Origin of the sequence: Leptolyngbya sp. PCC 6406, assembly GCF_000332095.2 — a bacterium.
Taxonomy (GTDB): domain Bacteria; phylum Cyanobacteriota; class Cyanobacteriia; order Phormidesmidales; family Phormidesmidaceae; genus PCC-6406.
Genome location: NZ_KI913949.1, coordinates 1,907,840 through 1,925,473 on the forward strand (window position 1 = coordinate 1,907,840; position 17,634 = coordinate 1,925,473).

The following is a 17,634-nucleotide window of genomic DNA, read 5'->3' on the forward strand; positions in this document are numbered from 1 at the left end:
GGCAGGCTTAGCTCAGGGCAGAGATATCTGATACGACCTGGTAGCGGCGGCGGCGAATCCCTTGCAGGATACGATCGATCGCTTCCCGTTCTTCTACCGAAAGGGATTCGTCAAAGGCGGCGGCCATCAGACCAAAGCGATCGGCAAGGGTGATCTGTCCCGTTGCACTAATACGGGCAAAGAGTTCAGAAACGGCGGTGGGGATGAGGCAAAGGGGGGCAACCATGGGGCAAGGCAGGAACTCGATGCTTGTAGTATCCCCCTTGGGGAAAGGACTTGCGGTGATGACTGAGGGGATGCCAGCGTGATTGTACGGAGGTTGCCCTGTAACTGAAGCCAAGAAAATCTGTGATTTCACTCACAACGGGAGGGCTTGTAAATGGGCTCAAGGCCAGATTAGGAATGGGCGGCGGAAATACCCTGGCCGTTCTATCGTGGCACACTCGGCCCCTCACCGTTCGATTGAGCTCACGCCGAAGCCCTAGCCCTCTCCCAGGGGGCGAGGGGACCGGAAAATGTTGGGCTGGTGCGACAATAGTGAGCTGATTTACGCCCTGCGGTTAGAGGGTCGCAGCTCAGGGTAATTTCTTAGCCAGAACCTTTTGGTGCATGATCACAGACCCATTGCATGACTTGCAAGCCCAAGGTAACGCCGTCTAGGCGGTCAATTTCCCGAATGCCTGTAGGACTAGTGACGTTCACCTCCGTTAAGTAGCCGCCAATAATATCGATGCCCACAAAGATCAGGCCATCTCGTCGCAGGGCCGGGGCCAGTTGGCTACAAATAGTGCGATCGCGCTCCGTCACGACCGCCGCCTCTACCCGGCCCCCCACCGCCATATTGCCGCGAAACTCATTACCCGTGGGGATTCGATTCACCGCGCCAATAGGTTCCCCATGCAAGACAATCACCCGCTTGTCCCCCGCCTTAGCCTCCGGCAGGTAAGTTTGGATCATCACCGGTTCGCGGCCTCGGCCTGTACTGATCTCCACCATGGAATTGAGATTGCGATCACCCGCCGAGAGAAACAGAATCCCCTCCCCCGCCTTGCCCCCCAGCGGTTTCAACACCGCCTGCCCCCACCGCTCCACCACCGAGCGAATCACCCCCTTATCCCGGCTGACAATGGTTTCAGGAATGGCATCAGCAAACTGGAGAGCATACATTTTTTCATTGGCCGTCCGTAGACCCTGGGGCGAGTTCACCACCAAGGTTTTAGCCGCATCCACGTAGTCCAGCACATAGGTGGTATAGAGGTAGGGCACCGTCACCGGGGGGTCGGTGCGCATGAAAATCGCGTCCATCGTCTCCAGGGGCTGATACACCGCCTCTCCCAAGCGATACCACTCCGCCACCGCCACCCAGCGATTTTCCCCCAGAGTCACGGGCTCCAGTGCCAGCGGTTGCAGCCAACCCATGGCCTTGCCCTCCTCCACCCCCAAGGTTTCAGCCTGGGTAATCCAAACCCTATGGCCCAAGGCTTGGGCGGCCTCCATCAGCGCAACGCTGGTGTCATGGCCGGGGTCAAGACGATCAATGGGGTCAATGATGAAAGCAAAATCCACGGGAATCCTGAACTGATTAAGGGTGCAGCCCTATTATCCCGGTTGATCTGGCAAATTGACTGAGAAAGGGGATAGCCTATCCAGATTTGGTATTACCTAAGTTTTTAGCCCCAAAAAATACTGAGGCGAGGTCAGCTCTACCCAGGACGGTCCCTGGACGGGGTGCCATCATTAACCCACGGGTGCGAACCGTCGCTCGGGTAATTCTCTGCTATGTCTAGCTATTCCCCCGCCCCACGAGACTCAACTCCGGCTAGCCCAACCCTATCGCGACCCCTCAGCGCTCTCCAGGCAGAGCACTGCCAACCCCGTGATGGGCAATCCCTATCGCGCCCCCTAGTCCCTGGCTTCCCCACCGACGCCCATCGTCCCTGGGGCGAGCGCCCGATGATCCCTGACGCTAGCGTCCCAGGTATGGCAGGGGGCAGAACGCTACAGCGCACATCCCACGCCGCCAACTTCAGTACTGCCCACATCAGCATTTTTCCCCAGAGTCACTCCTCTACTCCACCTAGCCACGTTATGCCAAAACGACTTGGCGGAGAGACGACAACAAATGAGTCTGGTGAGTCTGGCGGAATTCCAGATCGAAGCGAATACGTCAGTGGCAGAAACCATATCTTAGTCATAGATGGCACAAGATACACTCTGGTGCCATCGAGACCTAACGGAAGGACATTATACTTTTTCTTTGGCTTCCCTCCCGGTAGCACCAGTGATCAAGAAATGAGAGAAGAGGAAGCTCCATTCATTGAGGACGATGTTATTTATGCCGCTGAACAAGGATTCACTGTCATTTATGACTTGGAAGGAACAGCACAGGACTTGGGTAATGCAATATTTGATCCACAAGCCTATGGAATTTACTGGAGTGGACATGGAAATGGAAGAGGCTATATTTGGACATCTGATGATCGGCTAATTGCCCCTGAAAGTATTCGTTCAGGAGTAGCGGCAGGAAGACAAGTTGCCCCTAATTTAAGTTATTTTATATTGGCAGCCTGTAATAGCGCTCAAATAGCAGAAGAATGGCAGGGTGTCCTGCCTAGCCAATGTCGCTTTGAAGGATGGGTCGATACGGTATCTACGTCTCAGGGAATTGACTTTACTGACTCCGGACGCTTTGGCGATAGCTTGTTTCCCCATGGCGGGACAAATCCAGATATGGAGCTTCGTGATTATATTGACGCAGCTTTACGAGAAACGCGGGATTAAGAAAACCAGCGTGTCGCTTATAGCGGTTTCCTAATGTATGAGGTACACCTCAACTTAATGACACTTTGGCGAACAAGGGGCTTAAGCCCCTTGCCTGCACTTAACCCGAGTGAGAACCGCTATATGAATGTCCACCTATTGAGCAGCCTCATGGTGAATCCCTTTCCTGGGTGGATCTCACCCCTACAGACATTAATAAAAATGCACTTTATGCCTGTATGGGGGTGCCGGAATTATGGCGGTTCAATGGGCGGGAGTGGCAGATTCTGTGTCAGGCGGAGGAGGGTTATAGGGAATGCGATCGCACTCCCACCTTTCCCTTCCTTGAAAAAGCTGATTTGTACCGCTTCTTGGAAATAGCATGGGTGGATGAAGTAGCCGCAGAATCCGACTTCCGTGAGTGGGTGCACCAGCAACTCTAGCTGTGGTTGAGCGACAGAGATTGCGGTCCCGGTGGGCAGATGGCTGATATTGGGGTATGGGGGTCTGCTGTGATAGATTAGACTAGACAAGCTACGGGATGTAGCGCAGCTTGGTAGCGCACTTCGTTCGGGACGAAGGGGCCGTGGGTTCGAATCCCGCCATCCCGATTCTTCTAAAGCCTAATGCGGAAGCGCCTTGTAGCCGACGCATCAACCTTTTGATCACCCTAATATATTGTCAATAAGGGGCTTGGGTTGGCTACTTTTGGACGCTGTTAGCCGTCTGAGTGGTAGGAAATTGGTAGCAAGATGACTACGATACCCCCCCGTAGCGGCACGCTCCAGGAGACATTGCTAGTGCCTGTGCAACGGCTGGGGAAGTATTTGACGCTGACAGAGTTCTGCACTTGTACGCAGACCTACCAGCGGTTTGCTGACCAGATTGACCCGTTTCCCAAAAACTTGGATGAGACGTTGCCAGCGCTTGAGGCGCTGTGTCGGCACATCATTGACCCAGTAATTGATGAGTTTGGGCGCGATCTCGTTCAGCTCACCTACGGCTTTTGCTCCACCGATCTGAAGCGGTGGCTGGCGAAGAAAGACCCGGTGACGGGAAAAAAGCATGGTATCGCTAGCCCCAGCCTGGATCAACACATGGCCCATGAGGTGAATCGGAATGGGCGGTACTACTGCGATCGATTGGGGGCTGCCTGCGATTTCAGAATCCTCGATCTGCCCAGCGATGAACTGGTGGCCTGGATTTTAGCCCAGGGCTTGCCCTTCGACTCGCTCTATTTTTATGGGGTAGATCGCCCCATCCACATCAGCTATGGCCCTCAGCACAAGCGCGCTATCTGGACATTTACCGAACAGGGGACACCGACGCGCCAACACCCTTGGGCCTCAGTGGCTAATCCCACCAGTAGCAGATAAGGACGGAGGTCGTTATCTAAAGAAAGTCCTATATCTAGCGTTTGGCTACTCCTTTGCCGTTAGAATGGCGCTACCCAGAGTTTGCCGCTGTGATGCTTGGCTTGAATGAGAACGCTCAGCCTATTTGAGAATGACCGCCTCTCCCTCGACCGCAGCATTGAGCTATCGGCTGAGTCGTTGCGCCACTATGGTTCTTTGTATAAGCATTGGGCGATCGCGTTCTCGGGCGGCAAAGATTCGACCGCCACTGTTACATTAGTTGCCGATTTGATCGAGCGGGGGCTGGTACCTCGACCCGAGAGCGTCACTGTACTTTATGCCGACACCCGCCAGGAGTTGCCGCCGCTGCACAATGCCGCCATGGCACTGTTGGACAACCTCAAGGAGCGCGGCTTTGACACCCGTGTCGTCCTGCCCAAGCTTGACCATCGCTACTTCGTCTATATGCTGGGGCGGGGGGTACCGCCACCATCCAACACCTTCCGCTGGTGTACCCCCAAGTTGAAAGTAATGAGCATGGAACGGGAACTGGAAACCCTGCGCCAAGAGCGGGGGGAAAAGTTTTTGATGCTGACGGGGGTGCGCATTGGCGAAAGCGCCGCCCGTGACCAACGCATTGCCCTGAGCTGTACAAAGGATGGGGGCGAGTGTGGCCAGGGCTGGTTTCAGCAGACTACCTCGACAGCCGTGGCCGATACCCTGGCCCCATTGCTGCACTGGCGGGTGTGCCATGTGTGGGACTGGCTGGTGCAGGCGGATATTGAGCTGGGTTTCCCCACCTTTGAGGTTGCCGAGGTCTATGGCCATGACCCGCAGGATGACCTGGGGGAAACGGAGCCGATGAATGCGCGGACAGGCTGTATTGGGTGCCCGCTGGTGCAGGAAGATGCGGCTCTGGAGCGGGTCTTGGCAAATCCGAAATGGGCGTATTTAGCGCCATTGCGCCAGTTGCGCCCCCTGTATCGCGAGGTGAAGAAGCCCCAATACCGGCTGCGAAAACATGGAGAAGTCAAAAAGGATGGATCTTTAGCTGCAAAGCAGGGTCGCCTGGGACCGCTGACCTTAGACACGCGGCGGTGGATGCTGGGGGAAATTCTGCGCATTGAATCGGAGGTCAATACCGGGGCTGTTTTAGCTGGACAGCCGGAGATTTGCCTGATCGACGGCGAAGAACTGACCCGGATTCGGGAGCTGATTGCCGCTGAGACTTGGCCGGACAAGTGGGACGGCACCGAACACCGGGGCGATGAGTGGCTGCCAGAGATTTTGGCAGATGGTAGCGTACAGCCGTTACTCTTTAGTCCTTAGACAATGCGAGTTTGCAAAAATCTTCAATGGATTTTAGGTTTAGATCGCCTGCTAGATATCCGATACCCCGGTGCAGGTGCAACCGTAGCTGGGTAGCAAGGGTTTCTGTGTCTGTGCCTAGATTGTCTTGATGGCAGCGCTGCTTAAGGGCAATGAGCAACTGATCAGCGATCGCCCCCCCAAACACTTGCCAAGTCATTTCTAGATTGCTATCGGCGGGGATGGGCACTGGTGAGGGGATGGAGGGCTCGGCCAAGGAGCGGCAGAGTGCCCAGCGGCACAACACGTTCCAGGTGGGAATTTTGGTGACGCGCTTGAGCTTGATGAGCTGGTCTTTGGCGGCTTGGGAGAATTTGATGCGATCGACTGGGGACTGCATGGGTGGTAGTGGGATTTAAGGGTTATTGAGCCTGGGTCTAGATCATCCTGGCTCCTGCATTGCATAAAGCTTTGGGAAAGAGGGATAATCTGCGGATATGATGGCGCTGGCAAAAGTCAGCCAGAGTTGATTGGGGCAGGTTAATGGGAAGGGGATGCTTCAACAGAAATAGCCCTCTTTCACGGTGGTTTGTCTATGAGCAGGATCGTATTCCAACAAGTATTCACGGGCGATCGCCCCTTGCTCCCTCAACCGCTCCACCTCTTCGGCGCGAATTTCGGTATCGGTGGAGAGCAGAATAACTTGGTGGCTGGCCTGGGGAAAGTAGCGATCGACCAGGTGGCGGCGGTGGGCGGAGTCGAGGCGACCGAGGGGGGTATCGATCGCCACAGGCAGTTGTCGGCCCGAAACCCTGGCCAGCCCCCAGAGGAAAGCGATCGCGAGTAGCTGTTTTTCGCCCGCAGAGAGGCGTTGGATGGGCAGGGGATCGCCGTCGGTGTCATACAGGTCAAGGCGGAAGGTTACAGCATCGACCATGACCCGATGCACCAAGCCAGATTTGTGGAGCAGCAGTAAAAAGTACTGGGTGATGGCTTGCTCCAATTGGCCCAACTTCTTTTCAGTCAGGCGTTGGCGGAAATGGATGAGGGTTTGCTGGACGCGGGGAGCGGTGGCTAGCAGGGCATTGTCTTTACTGGCATCGATCGCTTGGGAACCATAGTCCGCAAGTTTTTTTCTGAGGGTCTGGCGATCGCGTTCCAACTCAGCATAATGGCGGCGATGGAGTTCTAAGGTAAATTGGCACTCGTCGCGATGCAGGCAAGCGCGATCGCGGTCGGACTTGAGGCGATCGTAGTCTTCGGGGGAAGCGGCTTTGGCGAGTTTGGTCTCCAGGGCATCAACGACAGTGGTGAGCGTTTGAATCTGGGTGAGATGGGATTGAGCCAGTTGCTGTTCGGCGGCGAGTTGGTGGTGCAGGAGGTGATGGAGCTGGGTTAACGCATCATCAGACGCTTGCAGCCATGCCTCGCCGCTGGCGTTGGCGCTGAGGGCTGCCGTCTCTTGGGCAAGAAAGGCTTGAATCGTCTGCTTCTGGGTGGGTTTGAGCTGGAGCTGGTTCAGGACTGCGAGCAGGCGCTGATCCCGCTCGGTGAGGGCATCGCGGGCAATGACGGCTTTTTGCTGGGCCTGTTCGTGCTGTCCCTGCTCAGCGGCCTGGGTCAGCAGATCTTGGACGAGGGCCAGGGGCAGGGTCGAAGCAGCCAGGTCTTGAAGCACCTGGGTTTGGACTTTGATTTCGGTTTGCTGGGTCTTTAACTGCGCCTTGAGCGATGCGGCCTGTTCGGTGATGTGGCCCCCGCTGGCGAAGAAGTTATCTTCGGCGACTTGCAGTTCGGTTGCGGCGACAGCGAATGCCGCTTCACGGTCTGCTAGGGTGGCTGCTGCTGCTGGCAATTCGGTTTCGACTTGTTCGATTTGGCGGCTGAGGGCTTGGAAGGCTTGTTGAGTAGCTTCGTCGCCGAGTTCGGCTTTTTTGCGACTGACGAGAATGGTGAGGTCATGGGCGAGGCGATCCACCAGTTCTAGCCCCAATACGGCGCGAATGGCGCTGATGACATTGGGGGGTGGGGTTTCTTGTTCGGCGAGGGCTTTGACTTGTTCGCCATCAAAGAGAAACAGGTTCGATAAACCGACGGGGAGCCAGTCTTCAACCTGTTCATCCCAGGTTTGGGTCAGGATTTCGTTGGGCCAGCCGTCGAGGTCAACGGTGAGGGTGTCTTTGGTGCCCCGTCGCCAGGTGCGGATGATGCGGATTTTGCCGAGTTTTTCGATACCGCTGATGTGGAGTACCCGCTCGAATTCAAGGGCGATCGCGGCTTCGGCTTCGGGGGAGGCTTGGGTGTTGACGCATTGGGCGAGGAAGTCGGCGTAGGCCAGATTACGGCGGCGATCGATGGGGGCACGCTGACCATACAGCACCAGGCGGAGGGCATCCATCAGGGTGGTTTTGCCGCCACCGTTGAGGCCCCCAATGAGGATGATGGGCTGTTCCGGGGTGGGGCGCAGATCGAGGCGGTGACTTCCGTGGTAGGGGCCGAAATTTTGTAGGATGAGTTCTTGGAGAATCACGATCGCTCTGAGTTGGTTAAAAAATCTCTCACTCGCTGAAGGAATTCGCTTGCTTGGCTGTAGCATTCTTCAGCTTGCGCCGCTGAAATATCGGTCAGTTCAGCATAGTCTGCGGTTAGCCGTAGCTCGAAACTACTGTGTAGCCAGACAGACATTTCTTTGTTGAAAATGCCGGGTTTAACAAAGTCACGGTCAAATAAAGATATGACACCCTTGTGTTTCGATGTTTCTAGTTGTCGCGCCACCAAAAGCGCCAGAACGGCATAAAACATTGCGTAATAAAATCGATTGATGGCACCTTTGTAGAATTTTGATTGCATAAGTAAACGTCCCTCAGACACAGCATCCTGTGACTGTTGTAGTCGGTCTGCAACCAGAATTTGAATATCCTCTGGTTGGCTCATGCGGCAATTCCTTCTCTCAAGATATTTCGAACAAGGGGACTCGCAGAACAAGGACTCTGCTCAAACTTCTGGCGGGAATATTTGATCGTCGTAATCAGAACCTCGTGTTCAAAGCCGACAGACCAAGCGATATGACTAATGACATTCCAGGTTGCATCATTTAGCGTTTCTACAACAACGCAAATATCGAAATCGGAGTCAGGTTTGGCATCGCCTCTGGCTCGTGAACCAAAGGCCCAGATTTGAGCGTCTGGAAATTTTTGACGCACTTGATCTGAAAACTCGTTGAGAATGGTGCGATCGCGGGGAGACATCATCGTTAATTCAATCCCATTGATAGCTCAGAATAATTATCGGCCAAGGTCGCCATACATCTCCTTGCGGCGGCGGGAAAGATGAGTTGAGCGACAAGAACATCAATACTCGATTGAGTTGGGCTGCCCAGTTTAATCTTACTCAGTTTCAGCCGGGGATTGGCCGAATTTGAGGCGGCTCCAGGCAGTTTGAAAGGCGGCAACATCGATGCTGCCGTTGTTTTGCTCGTCGGCTTTGTTTTTTTTGGGTTTTTGCGTTTCGGCTGGCTGGCTTTTGGGGTTGGGGGCAACCCCTTGGGCTTGTTTCATGTCGCGGATGGCTTCCGCTTGTTGGATGGCGACGGTTTTGGGTAGGGCGCTGGTCTCGAAGCAGGATTCGAGGGCTTTGTAGACACCCATGCGGCGGCTCATGGTGTAGTATTTGCGCTCGGTGTCGAGGAGTTTGGTGACGAGTTCGAGATACATGGGGTCTTCGTCGCAGAGGGTGGACAAGATGGCCCATTCGTCGGGGCCGAGGATGGTGGTATCGGCGGGGGGGCGGGGGTCTTGGAATTTTTGGTTAGTGACTTCGTGGTAGATAGAGGGGAGAGAATCATCGAATTCATGTTTCTCTTCGCGCCAAATACGGCGAATTTCGCTAAGTTCTTGGAGACTAATTAGCTCAATATCTCGCATTTCTTCGGGAGCATTTTCTTTCGCATTTATCTGAGCTTGGAGTAGCCGTCTTAGCCATTCTTCACGCCAATAGCGAGTATAAGGGCCAGGAATTGGAACAATTTGAGTCTCATTGTCTTTGCGGCGCTCAAAAAGCTGAACTTTACCCGTCATACGTCGGAAATCACGTCGATCATGGTCATCATAGACATCCAGTTCATTACGCAGATCAAGTAATGGCTGCATCCAGGCTTTCTCATCATCATTCTGGATCATTGCAGACATCGACTTATCTTCGCTGACCAGGGTACAGACCCAACAGCCAAAGCGCGAATCCCCACAACTAGGGGTAGAGGTATCAATCACAAATGGACATTCGTTATCTTCCGTTGCTCCCCGATACAGAGTGAATAAGTCCTTATTGCTATGTCCCCAAGGATTAGGGAATTGCATTAGGTAAAGCCAGACCTCATCATCCCGCCAGTTTGCTAATGGGCTATAAACCAAGGAGTTAGGTAACTGTCCCCTGTATAAAAGAGAACTTTTGAGATTTTCAGATCTATTTAGTCGATCGCTAACTGTGCCAACCTCATGATCATTCATGACACCAGCTCGACGGGCGCTCTCGGCTTTACGGGTGCCTAGAACTACAATTACTTCGCCTTTGACCCGAACTACGTTTTGGATGTAGCGATTAGAAGGCCAAATCTTGAGTCGTTCAGTACACCAGCGGAACATGTGCCTTGGGGCTGGATAACCTTTACCAATCAGGTTTACCCAAAAGGTGTCTTTGACCTCTGGCTGCAAAAGACGCGGAACAAAGGGCAGATTTTGCTCTTTGGCAACTAAACCCATTCGGTCAAGAGACTGGCGCATCCAGGCCGCCACGATTGGGTTTTCGACCAAAGTATCGGTTGTTAGAACGTGGATTGGCTTAGTTCGCTTGTCTTCTGGCAACTCAGCTACAGCATTCCAAATGAGTTGTAGAACACAGGTACTATCTTTGCCCCCTGAATAACCAACCACCCAAGGAATTGAGTCTAAGCAGTAAAGCTCCTGAATCTCAGCCTTCAGTGTCTTGATGTCTTCAATTAGTTCAGGAACGGTACGCTGACCTTGAGGCTTTTGGGCCTCGTCTATCATGACCATTGATCATCCTCACACTTCACCAGGGCTGGCTGTAATAGACCATTGTTCAACGACGCCAGCGAAATTCGTTGTGTTGCAACGAACTCTTAAGCTAATCGAGCAAAATATGCCGAAAAAGAACACTAATGTACTCCCCAGGGTTGCTTGTTGGCTGGGGCTTACTCCATTCGTTGACCTCAGCAAAGTTTTTGCGATGTAGCGAGTGCGTAACGGCCTTGATTCCTTCTAAAGAACCGACCAGGTAAATCTTGATTAGCTCGTGCCTTGGCCCCTGAATTAGCCCAGGGTCAAGGGTTACAGAAATTGACAAGGATGGGCTTTGCCCAATGAAGCTGTGCGTTTGCATGACGCTTTGACCTCCATCTCAATAGGTGTCTTTTGGTTGACAACTCAATTTAGAGCCTAAATGGTTGACCGTCAACCAAAAGACACCGTTTCCCTCGTGGGAAAGCTCTGAGACGATCAGAGACATGGGAAAAGCAGGGCAAGCGCTAAGGCAAACGCTAGAGAAGCATGGAATCAGCCAATATAGATTGGCTGAGGTTATGGGCATTGAGCGCAATAATATTTCGCGTTGGGTTAGAGAAGAAAGAGACCCAACGGCAGAAAAGGTAGAAGCCATAGCAGAAGCGTTGAGAGTGCTTGACCCTGAAGCCTGTCGAGAATTTGTAACACTCTATTTAGGGGAATATATGGCTTGATACATGATGACCTTTTCCTTGGTGCTTCATAGAACAGAGAATAATGCTTGCAAAAATAATCCAATTGGTATACAGTAGGTATATCGAAGCAAAGGCACCCCTACTCGTGCAAGAGTAAAGGTGCCAAGGGTTAGTAAGAGAGCAATGGGTTCAGATTACATTTTTTGGCCACTTGGAGGAAATATGCTCAAAGTAAAGCCCCCAGAACTCTTTTTGGCCAATGAAGAGCCTACGAAGTTAAGCTCTTGTATAGAGAGGTGATCTCATGGAGGGAAAGATAGCAGGCCTTGCTTTTTCCCATAGTTGGAGGATCTGAGCTAGCCATCTCCATGAAAGCTCTTTTAGCAGCCTCAATAAGGATCTTTTCTTGAAAAGAAGGTGGAAAATCAATCTTCCATCCTTCTTCAGACTTAGCAACAAACGCCGAAAAGGAAGCTAAAATTGGAAAAACAACACCATCTGGAATCTCCAAGATATTGCCGTTCTCGTCACGCTTAAAAGCGTCTTTGTCTTTTCCTTTTCTGCCTTTAAGTCTAGTACCTTTGAATCCTTGATGAGATTTCCAGCGCAGATATAGATCGTATGCTTCTGGAGCAATATCTAAATAAAATTGATAAAGCTCCTTGTAATCATCAATCGTTAACTTGCTATTGCTGCCAAGCTCTTTTTTTGAGTTCGCGATCTCATAAATTTCGCGAAATTCTTTTAAGCACCTAGCCTTCTGGCTAAAAGCATATGCTTTGCTTGCACTACTTGATTCCTTTCCTTGGCGTAAGTACAGAGAATCAGGAACGAGGGCTGTAATTACTTGAAGCAACCGTTCTGTTGGTAAATAGTCATCAGAAACGTCTGTCTCCGATTTTTTAAGCTTCAGGCCAGGAAAAGCATCAGTTATCTTCTTCTCTAGCTCTTCTAATTGGCCTAGACTACCTACTATTGAGATGGCTTCAACACTATTTTGGGAGTTGCGAGCGATAGATGTTTCGGAGATGAGATCTTCGTCGTTAGTGACAATCAACTCATAAGTCACATAGATGACTGGCAGATCATCTTCGTTAGCTTGCAGATCTCGGTAAAAATCTCGCAAGACTCCCTGTGTCTGGGCTCCATTGATGATGCTTGGCCCCTTTAAGGAAAGTCTCTTAGTTTTCTCATCAACGTCATAGCCGCGTGCGACTATGACTACTCCGCCGTTGAGAACTGGGAAATTATAAGGATAGTTCTCTAACGTATCCTTAATTCTTCGGTGAACGTCAGTAGGGCGTTTTCGCTTCTTACCTTCAACACCCAGAAGATAATCTCTAACGTTTTCATCCGTTGGCAACTCTAGCAGAGACGTAGCTGGGACTCGCCCGCACAGCACTCTTCGTCCGTTTACCTCATCCTCAGGACAAGTTATATTCCTGCAAGAATGGTACTCTAGCTGAAATTGACCGTTCGTATCAGCCGGTTTGCGCGCCATATTAACTTTTCTCCTGTTGTATCGCCCTCTAAGCGCCGCTGGCCACTGGCCAGGGCAGGACGGATTAACAGATTTAACATAGCACACATATCACGGAAAATGTCTAGTACTCTGAGGAAGAAATTTGTCCACCATCGCGCTTGCGCGACAATAGGCGACAGAGATCCGCCCTTGAGGACTAGTCCTCAAGCAGGCTAATGTCAAACAAGTCGCTCACGAATTCACTCTTTTGTCTCTCTGAGAGTAATAACAGCTGTAGCTGGCTAGTATAATTGCTGGAACCTAGCATAGCTTCTTGAATAATAGATAAACCACCATTTGCATAGCCTTCAAATATTTCCACACAGTCGAGTTCACTTCTTTCGCTATTCCCGAGGACTTTAGGGTTTTGAGTCGTACTGACGGCTAATAAGTTTAATATCTGGCTTTTGTTTCTAGACGCGAAGTGATCCCAAGGTATCGGATCAGGATCTTTACGAGATGCTTCTTCAATAGGAATATACTTATCGCGCTTAACCCCTAAGCATGCAGCGAATATCATCAAATCTACATAAGTCTGAAATGGCCCGGTCGATCCCTCCCCCGCCCGCAGCGCCTTCACCAGCTTCGCCTTATCCTTCGCCACCTTAATTCTGATATCAGCCATTTTTCTGTACAGTAAAGAGCAGAAGCAAAAGCTAGGTATTCAATATTTCAACAAGCTTAGTAATTATTTCTCCTACCTTGTCAGATGTAATGCTTCCTGCCTTGTAAAGCAAAATCTTTTTGTCAGCCGTAAAAATTCTGTTAGGGCGGACATTGCTATCGCGTTGCAAGCTTCCAGTCAAAAAATCAGCCTCAGTCAGTAGAACAGCATATTCATCCCTTACACCCTGGCTTGTAATTTGACAAAGAATCACATCATCGCCTCGCAGATTTGCAATCACCAAAGCCGGACGTCGCTTCGACTGAGACAAATCTGAAAACGGAAACGGTACTACCACCACATCACCCTTTACAAATCTTGCCAAGCCTCATCCTCCTCCGGCAACAACCAATCTTTCTGCAAAGTTGATTCGCTTAGTAAAGCAGTTTCTAAGCTTTCTTGTCCATACTCCAGCCTTAAAAATCTCAAAAAAACTAGCACCTGGTCTAGAAGATAATTAGGCAAGTGCTCCAATTCTTGCAAAATCAAATCTCTTGGTGTCATAGTAACTCCCCCTCAAAATTTGATTGAACTTTCGCATTCACCAGCTTCGCCTTATCCTTCGCCACCTTAATTCTGATATCAGCCATTGTGCTTGAGGAGAGTAGTGGACGTGAGGTTATTGGGTAAGGGCGTTTTCGACAGTGGTGTAGAGAGATTGTACCTGGGCTATAGCCACTTGTCGATTTATCGGCTCATCTACTGCCACTAAAGCATCATAGCGCAACTGCACAGCAAACAAATTAAACTCCACTAATTCCCAAAATTCGGAAACATCACACTCTAAATCTTCCAACTCTTGTAATAGTAGACTCAAATCATGAGTGTAAGGAAAGTCCACTGCAAAATAGCTAAGCCAAGCCTTCAAAGCCTTTTCTGCTGTCTGCTGTACATGGAACCCGAAAATTTCATCGGCAAAGGTGTCTCGATCTAGCATTCCATACAACGCCCTCAGATCTCGTAAAGCTGCTTCCAGCAAAATCCTAGCGGCTTCCAGATTTCTCATAAATCACTTGTCCCTCTCTGATGGCCCTAGCGATAACATGATTTTTAGTTTGGCTCCATTCAGCCACCTCGTCAGCGCTATACAGCAGAATGTCAATGGGCAATTTGAATCTAGCCAAGGCTCGCCAAACCTTAGCGGCTTCCTTACGACGACTCCGGTTAACGCCAAATGGTTTGTTCTCCACAATGAGTAGGTCAACATCAGACTGTTGATTGGCCTCTCCCCTCGCCTGAGAACCAAACAAAATCACTGTGTCAGGATCGACTTCTCCGACAATCGTATTCGTCATGTCTTGCAGGAGTTCCGCCGTCAATGTAGCTGTTTTGGCCATAACCTTTACCATCCTGATTGCCTTTAGTCCAAGGGTAAGACGTATTGCTCTACCGCCACAACTTCCGTCCATCCATAGTCATAGGCACTCGGTTTCAAATACGCCATTTATTCCTATCCTTAGCGCTTTGGCGACAAAACCTGAGCCACCGACAGCGTTACCCCTGCAAACTGAGGCGACTGCAACACCCCATCCACCCCCAGCTCCTCAGCCTCATACCACCCATCCACCAGCTTTAGCACCGTCACCACCGCCTTTGCCGGGTCAACAATCCAGTATTCAGGAATCCCCCGCGCCGCATACTCAGAGCGTTTGTAGCGATAATCGCGGTCTTCGTTCTCCTTGCCCGGTGACACCACCTCCACTACCAACAGCGGCGCAGGCATCTCTTCTGTAATCGTGCTGCGACGACGACCTGCCAGGGCTGTTACTAGGTCTTCACCAATAATCATTAAATCCGGTAACCGTGCCCGACCCGCCACAATCATCTCGGTCTCATTTCGCCGCACTCGGTTAAAGGGCAACACCTTCAAAAACTGGGCCATTAAATATCCAGCAACCAGCACATTCCCTTCACTCTCCGGCGGCATTTCAATAATTTCCCCGTCCACAAATTCGCAGAGAGCTTCCGGGCCATCCTCAAAGCTTAGATAATCCACCAGCGAGAGTTTTGTCGCAACCATCGTCTAATTAACGCTTAACTGCCATCCACGCTTGCCCCCATTCTACTCACCCCAATACCCCATCACATCTCCACCTTCACCACCTCCGTCCAAGTAAATTTATTCGGGCTGCGCTTCACCAGCGGATAGCTACGCCCGTGCCGCTCCATCGCTTCCAACTCAGCATCCTCCTTAGCGGTGTAGTACACCAGCACATACTCCGCCCCCACCGATGGCTCCATCTCCCGCTCCACCTCATTCAGCCATTGAGTCTTGCTCACCAGCACCACCAATTGATCCGCCAGGGTGGTAATCGCCTCAGCAATGTTGCTGCGGTTCACCGAGTCCAAACTGCCAAAGGGCGAATCCATCACAATCGGGAAGCCACCCCCATCGAGCCCAATGGCCGAGTGCTTCTTACTCCAGTAGCGCACCCGCTCAATCACGCTGCCAATAAAGGCCAGACTCAGAATCTGGTTTTGCCCCGTGGAGGTCGCCACCGTTGCCTCCCCCTCCAAGCTAGGGTCGATCAGCCGCAGCTCATAGTTCTCCGTCAGCTTCGGCAGGTAGGGCGTAAAGGAAATTCGGCGAAAAATTTCCCGCACCTTCAGTTCCAGCACCGCCCGAAACTTGAGATCCACCCGGTGCTTGACCTCATTCAGTCGGGCCACCGCATCCTGGGCCGCTTCGATTTGCCGCTTCACACGGGCCTGTTCCTTATCCTTCGCCTTGTGGGCTTTGATTTGCTTATCCACCTCCGCGATCGCATCATCCAACCGCTGAATTTCATCCTTCAGCACCGCATCCTCCCGGTGACGGTCGGTGATGGCTTGCTCCGTTGCCTCCAGCCGCTGCTCAATGCCCTGCACATTCACATCTTCGCTGCCCTTGAGCTGGTCGCGAATATCACTGACTTGGTTTTGCAGACGGACAATGCGCTGACGCAGACGCTCAATACTGGCCTGCTCTTGGTCAATTTCGGCCCAAAATTCCGGGATCTGCCGCTCCAAGCTTTCCACCTCACCACTCATCTTGATCACGGCTTCTTCCACATCCTGCAAGCCCCCCTTCCCCAGCCAGGTCTCAACTTCCCGGCGGTGGGTCGTGCCTGCCGTGAGGTGGGCACCGCAAATACAAGTTTCTTGATCGAGCAAATCTTGCACAAACTGGCGCTTAATGCCCGCAGGTAGCTCCCCCTTACGCCGCAGATCCGCAGCCAGCTCCTTGAACTGGGTAATGGTGTCGTCCAAAAACACCATATAGCCCCGCGAAGAAATCGTGCGCCGCAAGCGATCTTCGCTGCGCCCAAGCTGCTGCTCTAGGTTTTCCATTTCATCTTGCAGCGCCTTGCGCCGCTCCTGAATCTCCTTAACGCTAGCTAGATCCATGAGCTGGGCGTTGTACCGTTGCTTCAGGTCTTCCTGGTCGAGCAAATCCTGGACGATCGCTGCACGGCGGGTTTCTTTCTGCGCTTTTTCGGCTTCTAGGCTGGCTTTTTCCGTCATCAGCCGCTTGGTTTCGGTGTCGCCAATGTCCCGGAGTTCTTTTTCCAGTTGTTTGCGGGCATAGTCGAGGTGATTAATGCCCCGCTCCAGCATTTCCACACTCAACAGGGTTTTAATGGCGGTGGCCATATCGGCCCGGTTTTCGGTTTTGACAATTTGCTCAATGCGCTCCCCGTCAAAGAAGAAGTAGCGGTGCAGGCTAATGGGCAGCACACTGCCAATGGCATCTTCCACCTCGTCCTTGTCTGGAATGAGCTTGCCGTTAATTTTGAGCTGTAGGGTGCTAGCGCTCTCCGATGACTCACCCTCGGCGGTTTTGGTGCCCAGACAAGACCGCCGCGCCTGGTATTCTTTGCCGTTGTGCTCAAACAGCACCTCGGCCCAGCATTCCACTTGGCTACCGGGGGCGGTTTCGGCCACGGCGCGGTTGTTGATCAAGGGGCCAGGGGCAAAGGCGGGGCTGCGCTGGTCATAGAGCACCCAGGTAAACCCGTTAAGCAGGGTGGTTTTGCCCGCCCCGTTGTTGCCATGGATAATTGTGACGCTGCGGCCATTTTGATGGGCCAGCTCTAGGGCAACCTCGCCCCAAAACTGCCGAAAGTTAAACAGCTTCAGCGACAACAGCTTCATTTGACACTATCCTTCACAATTTTGAGCACGTCGGCTCGAATCCGGGGGCGATCGCTGGACAAATTGGCTTTCTCTAGCCGAATCACCTCCCGAATGATCCGCTCCACCGCTGGGGGAGCCGTGGTGATGGGCGCTTCGATGTCGTCTTGGCTGGGGTTGGAGGGAGAAGCCATGGGAT

The 17,634-nt window shown here is 52.0% G+C and carries 21 protein-coding genes and 1 tRNA gene; 6 read left to right on the forward strand and 16 right to left on the reverse strand.

Annotated features, from left to right (window positions below; all coding sequences use genetic code 11):
• Nucleotides 1-7: 7 nt before the first annotated feature.
• Both LEP6406_RS0208670 and gshB read right to left on the reverse strand, forming a co-directional pair.
• On the reverse strand, nt 8-226 hold the full coding sequence (locus LEP6406_RS0208670) for a hypothetical protein (protein WP_008318065.1): 219 nt from the start codon (nt 224-226) through the stop codon (nt 8-10).
• A gap of 362 nt (nt 227-588) precedes the next feature.
• Nucleotides 589-1,566: a glutathione synthase gene (gshB, locus tag LEP6406_RS0208675; protein WP_008318068.1), complete on the reverse strand. Its 978-nt coding sequence runs from the start codon at nt 1,564-1,566 to the stop codon at nt 589-591.
• A gap of 522 nt (nt 1,567-2,088) precedes the next feature.
• On the opposite strand from gshB, the gene LEP6406_RS32775 reads away from it, so the two are divergent.
• The 5 genes from LEP6406_RS32775 to LEP6406_RS0208705 all read left to right on the forward strand — a co-directional run bounded on the left by LEP6406_RS32775 (nt 2,089) and on the right by LEP6406_RS0208705 (nt 5,444).
• Nucleotides 2,089-2,781 (forward strand): hypothetical protein, encoded by a 693-nt coding sequence (locus tag LEP6406_RS32775; RefSeq protein WP_155834661.1) that lies wholly within the window; start codon nt 2,089-2,091, stop codon nt 2,779-2,781.
• 170 nt (nt 2,782-2,951) lie between these two features.
• A complete protein-coding gene (locus LEP6406_RS32780) occupies nt 2,952-3,203 on the forward strand; it encodes a hypothetical protein (RefSeq protein WP_155834662.1) in 252 nt (83 codons plus the stop codon).
• A 94-nt stretch (nt 3,204-3,297) separates the two neighbouring features.
• Nucleotides 3,298-3,371, forward strand: a tRNA-Pro gene (locus LEP6406_RS0208695).
• A 141-nt stretch (nt 3,372-3,512) separates the two neighbouring features.
• Nucleotides 3,513-4,136, forward strand: a complete 624-nt coding sequence (locus LEP6406_RS0208700) for a hypothetical protein (protein ID WP_008318075.1) — start codon at nt 3,513-3,515, stop codon at nt 4,134-4,136.
• A 105-nt stretch (nt 4,137-4,241) separates the two neighbouring features.
• The gene (locus LEP6406_RS0208705; protein ID WP_008318077.1) at nt 4,242-5,444 is read left to right on the forward strand and encodes a phosphoadenosine phosphosulfate reductase domain-containing protein; all 1,203 of its coding nucleotides are present in this window, start codon (nt 4,242-4,244) and stop codon (nt 5,442-5,444) included.
• On the opposite strand, the gene dndE is transcribed toward LEP6406_RS0208705, so the two are convergent.
• The 5 genes from dndE to dndC all read right to left on the reverse strand — a co-directional run bounded on the left by dndE (nt 5,434) and on the right by dndC (nt 10,474).
• Nucleotides 5,434-5,823, reverse strand: a complete 390-nt coding sequence (gene dndE / locus LEP6406_RS0208710) for a DNA sulfur modification protein DndE (RefSeq protein ID WP_008318080.1) — start codon at nt 5,821-5,823, stop codon at nt 5,434-5,436. The genes LEP6406_RS0208705 and dndE overlap by 11 nt on opposite strands.
• A gap of 159 nt (nt 5,824-5,982) precedes the next feature.
• On the reverse strand, nt 5,983-7,953 hold the full coding sequence (gene dndD / locus LEP6406_RS0208715) for a DNA sulfur modification protein DndD (protein WP_008318081.1): 1,971 nt from the start codon (nt 7,951-7,953) through the stop codon (nt 5,983-5,985).
• Entirely contained in the window at nt 7,950-8,357 is a 408-nt protein-coding gene (locus LEP6406_RS27190) for a HEPN domain-containing protein (protein WP_008318083.1), read from the reverse strand. Before LEP6406_RS27190 ends, dndD begins: the two co-directional genes overlap by 4 nt.
• On the reverse strand, nt 8,354-8,674 hold the full coding sequence (locus tag LEP6406_RS0208725; protein WP_008318084.1) for a nucleotidyltransferase domain-containing protein: 321 nt from the start codon (nt 8,672-8,674) through the stop codon (nt 8,354-8,356). The genes LEP6406_RS27190 and LEP6406_RS0208725 overlap by 4 nt, the downstream gene beginning before the upstream one ends.
• A 135-nt stretch (nt 8,675-8,809) precedes the next feature.
• Nucleotides 8,810-10,474 carry a DNA phosphorothioation system sulfurtransferase DndC gene (dndC, locus tag LEP6406_RS0208730; RefSeq protein WP_008318086.1) on the reverse strand — a complete coding sequence of 555 codons (1,665 nt, stop codon included), beginning with the start codon at nt 10,472-10,474 and terminating at the stop codon, nt 8,810-8,812.
• Between the two features lie 410 nt (nt 10,475-10,884).
• Between dndC and LEP6406_RS0208740 the strand changes: the two genes are divergently transcribed.
• Nucleotides 10,885-11,175 carry a helix-turn-helix domain-containing protein gene (locus LEP6406_RS0208740; protein WP_315874571.1) on the forward strand — a complete coding sequence of 97 codons (291 nt, stop codon included), beginning with the start codon at nt 10,885-10,887 and terminating at the stop codon, nt 11,173-11,175.
• A 229-nt stretch (nt 11,176-11,404) separates the two neighbouring features.
• Here LEP6406_RS0208740 and LEP6406_RS31055 read toward each other — a convergent pair whose 3' ends face one another.
• The 9 genes from LEP6406_RS31055 to LEP6406_RS33560 form a co-directional block, all read right to left on the reverse strand.
• Nucleotides 11,405-12,637, reverse strand: a complete 1,233-nt coding sequence (locus LEP6406_RS31055) for an AIPR family protein (RefSeq protein ID WP_008318091.1) — start codon at nt 12,635-12,637, stop codon at nt 11,405-11,407.
• A gap of 178 nt (nt 12,638-12,815) precedes the next feature.
• Nucleotides 12,816-13,283 (reverse strand): DNA phosphorothioation-associated protein 4, encoded by a 468-nt coding sequence (locus LEP6406_RS0208750; protein WP_008318092.1) that lies wholly within the window; start codon nt 13,281-13,283, stop codon nt 12,816-12,818.
• A 31-nt stretch (nt 13,284-13,314) separates the two neighbouring features.
• Complete coding sequence (locus tag LEP6406_RS0208755) at nt 13,315-13,647, reverse strand: type II toxin-antitoxin system PemK/MazF family toxin (RefSeq protein ID WP_008318094.1); 333 nt, start codon at nt 13,645-13,647, stop codon at nt 13,315-13,317.
• The gene (locus tag LEP6406_RS0208760) at nt 13,632-13,826 is read right to left on the reverse strand and encodes a hypothetical protein (protein WP_008318096.1); all 195 of its coding nucleotides are present in this window, start codon (nt 13,824-13,826) and stop codon (nt 13,632-13,634) included. The genes LEP6406_RS0208755 and LEP6406_RS0208760 overlap by 16 nt, the downstream gene beginning before the upstream one ends.
• A 115-nt stretch (nt 13,827-13,941) precedes the next feature.
• Nucleotides 13,942-14,328 (reverse strand): HEPN domain-containing protein, encoded by a 387-nt coding sequence (locus LEP6406_RS0208765; RefSeq protein ID WP_008318097.1) that lies wholly within the window; start codon nt 14,326-14,328, stop codon nt 13,942-13,944.
• Nucleotides 14,306-14,659: a nucleotidyltransferase domain-containing protein gene (locus LEP6406_RS0208770; protein WP_008318099.1), complete on the reverse strand. Its 354-nt coding sequence runs from the start codon at nt 14,657-14,659 to the stop codon at nt 14,306-14,308. The genes LEP6406_RS0208765 and LEP6406_RS0208770 overlap by 23 nt, the downstream gene beginning before the upstream one ends.
• Before the next feature lie 119 nt (nt 14,660-14,778).
• Nucleotides 14,779-15,342, reverse strand: coding sequence for a Uma2 family endonuclease (locus tag LEP6406_RS0208775; RefSeq protein WP_008318101.1), 564 nt, complete (start codon nt 15,340-15,342; stop codon nt 14,779-14,781).
• 62 nt (nt 15,343-15,404) lie between these two features.
• Nucleotides 15,405-17,456 (reverse strand): AAA family ATPase, encoded by a 2,052-nt coding sequence (locus LEP6406_RS0208780; protein ID WP_008318103.1) that lies wholly within the window; start codon nt 17,454-17,456, stop codon nt 15,405-15,407.
• The gene (locus tag LEP6406_RS33560) at nt 17,453-17,629 is read right to left on the reverse strand and encodes a hypothetical protein (protein WP_008318106.1); all 177 of its coding nucleotides are present in this window, start codon (nt 17,627-17,629) and stop codon (nt 17,453-17,455) included. The genes LEP6406_RS0208780 and LEP6406_RS33560 overlap by 4 nt, the downstream gene beginning before the upstream one ends.
• Nucleotides 17,630-17,634 lie beyond the last annotated feature (5 nt).

What these genes read in the sequence shown, in the direction of transcription:
- LEP6406_RS0208670 (WP_008318065.1), bottom strand. Translation starts at nt 226, where the DNA reads ATGGTTGCCCCCCTTTGCCTCATCCCCACCGCCGTTTCTGAACTCTTT.
- LEP6406_RS32775 (WP_155834661.1), top strand. Translation starts at nt 2,089, where the DNA reads ATGCCAAAACGACTTGGCGGAGAGACGACAACAAATGAGTCTGGTGAG.
- LEP6406_RS0208700 (WP_008318075.1), top strand. Translation starts at nt 3,513, where the DNA reads ATGACTACGATACCCCCCCGTAGCGGCACGCTCCAGGAGACATTGCTA.
- LEP6406_RS0208705 (WP_008318077.1), top strand. Translation starts at nt 4,242, where the DNA reads ATGAGAACGCTCAGCCTATTTGAGAATGACCGCCTCTCCCTCGACCGC.
- dndE (WP_008318080.1), bottom strand. Translation starts at nt 5,823, where the DNA reads ATGCAGTCCCCAGTCGATCGCATCAAATTCTCCCAAGCCGCCAAAGAC.
- LEP6406_RS27190 (WP_008318083.1), bottom strand. Translation starts at nt 8,357, where the DNA reads ATGAGCCAACCAGAGGATATTCAAATTCTGGTTGCAGACCGACTACAA.
- LEP6406_RS0208725 (WP_008318084.1), bottom strand. Translation starts at nt 8,674, where the DNA reads ATGATGTCTCCCCGCGATCGCACCATTCTCAACGAGTTTTCAGATCAA.
- dndC (WP_008318086.1), bottom strand. Translation starts at nt 10,474, where the DNA reads ATGGTCATGATAGACGAGGCCCAAAAGCCTCAAGGTCAGCGTACCGTT.
- LEP6406_RS31055 (WP_008318091.1), bottom strand. Translation starts at nt 12,637, where the DNA reads ATGGCGCGCAAACCGGCTGATACGAACGGTCAATTTCAGCTAGAGTAC.
- LEP6406_RS0208750 (WP_008318092.1), bottom strand. Translation starts at nt 13,283, where the DNA reads ATGGCTGATATCAGAATTAAGGTGGCGAAGGATAAGGCGAAGCTGGTG.
- LEP6406_RS0208760 (WP_008318096.1), bottom strand. Translation starts at nt 13,826, where the DNA reads ATGACACCAAGAGATTTGATTTTGCAAGAATTGGAGCACTTGCCTAAT.
- LEP6406_RS0208765 (WP_008318097.1), bottom strand. Translation starts at nt 14,328, where the DNA reads ATGAGAAATCTGGAAGCCGCTAGGATTTTGCTGGAAGCAGCTTTACGA.
- LEP6406_RS0208770 (WP_008318099.1), bottom strand. Translation starts at nt 14,659, where the DNA reads ATGGCCAAAACAGCTACATTGACGGCGGAACTCCTGCAAGACATGACG.
- LEP6406_RS0208775 (WP_008318101.1), bottom strand. Translation starts at nt 15,342, where the DNA reads ATGGTTGCGACAAAACTCTCGCTGGTGGATTATCTAAGCTTTGAGGAT.
- LEP6406_RS0208780 (WP_008318103.1), bottom strand. Translation starts at nt 17,456, where the DNA reads ATGAAGCTGTTGTCGCTGAAGCTGTTTAACTTTCGGCAGTTTTGGGGC.
- LEP6406_RS33560 (WP_008318106.1), bottom strand. Translation starts at nt 17,629, where the DNA reads ATGGCTTCTCCCTCCAACCCCAGCCAAGACGACATCGAAGCGCCCATC.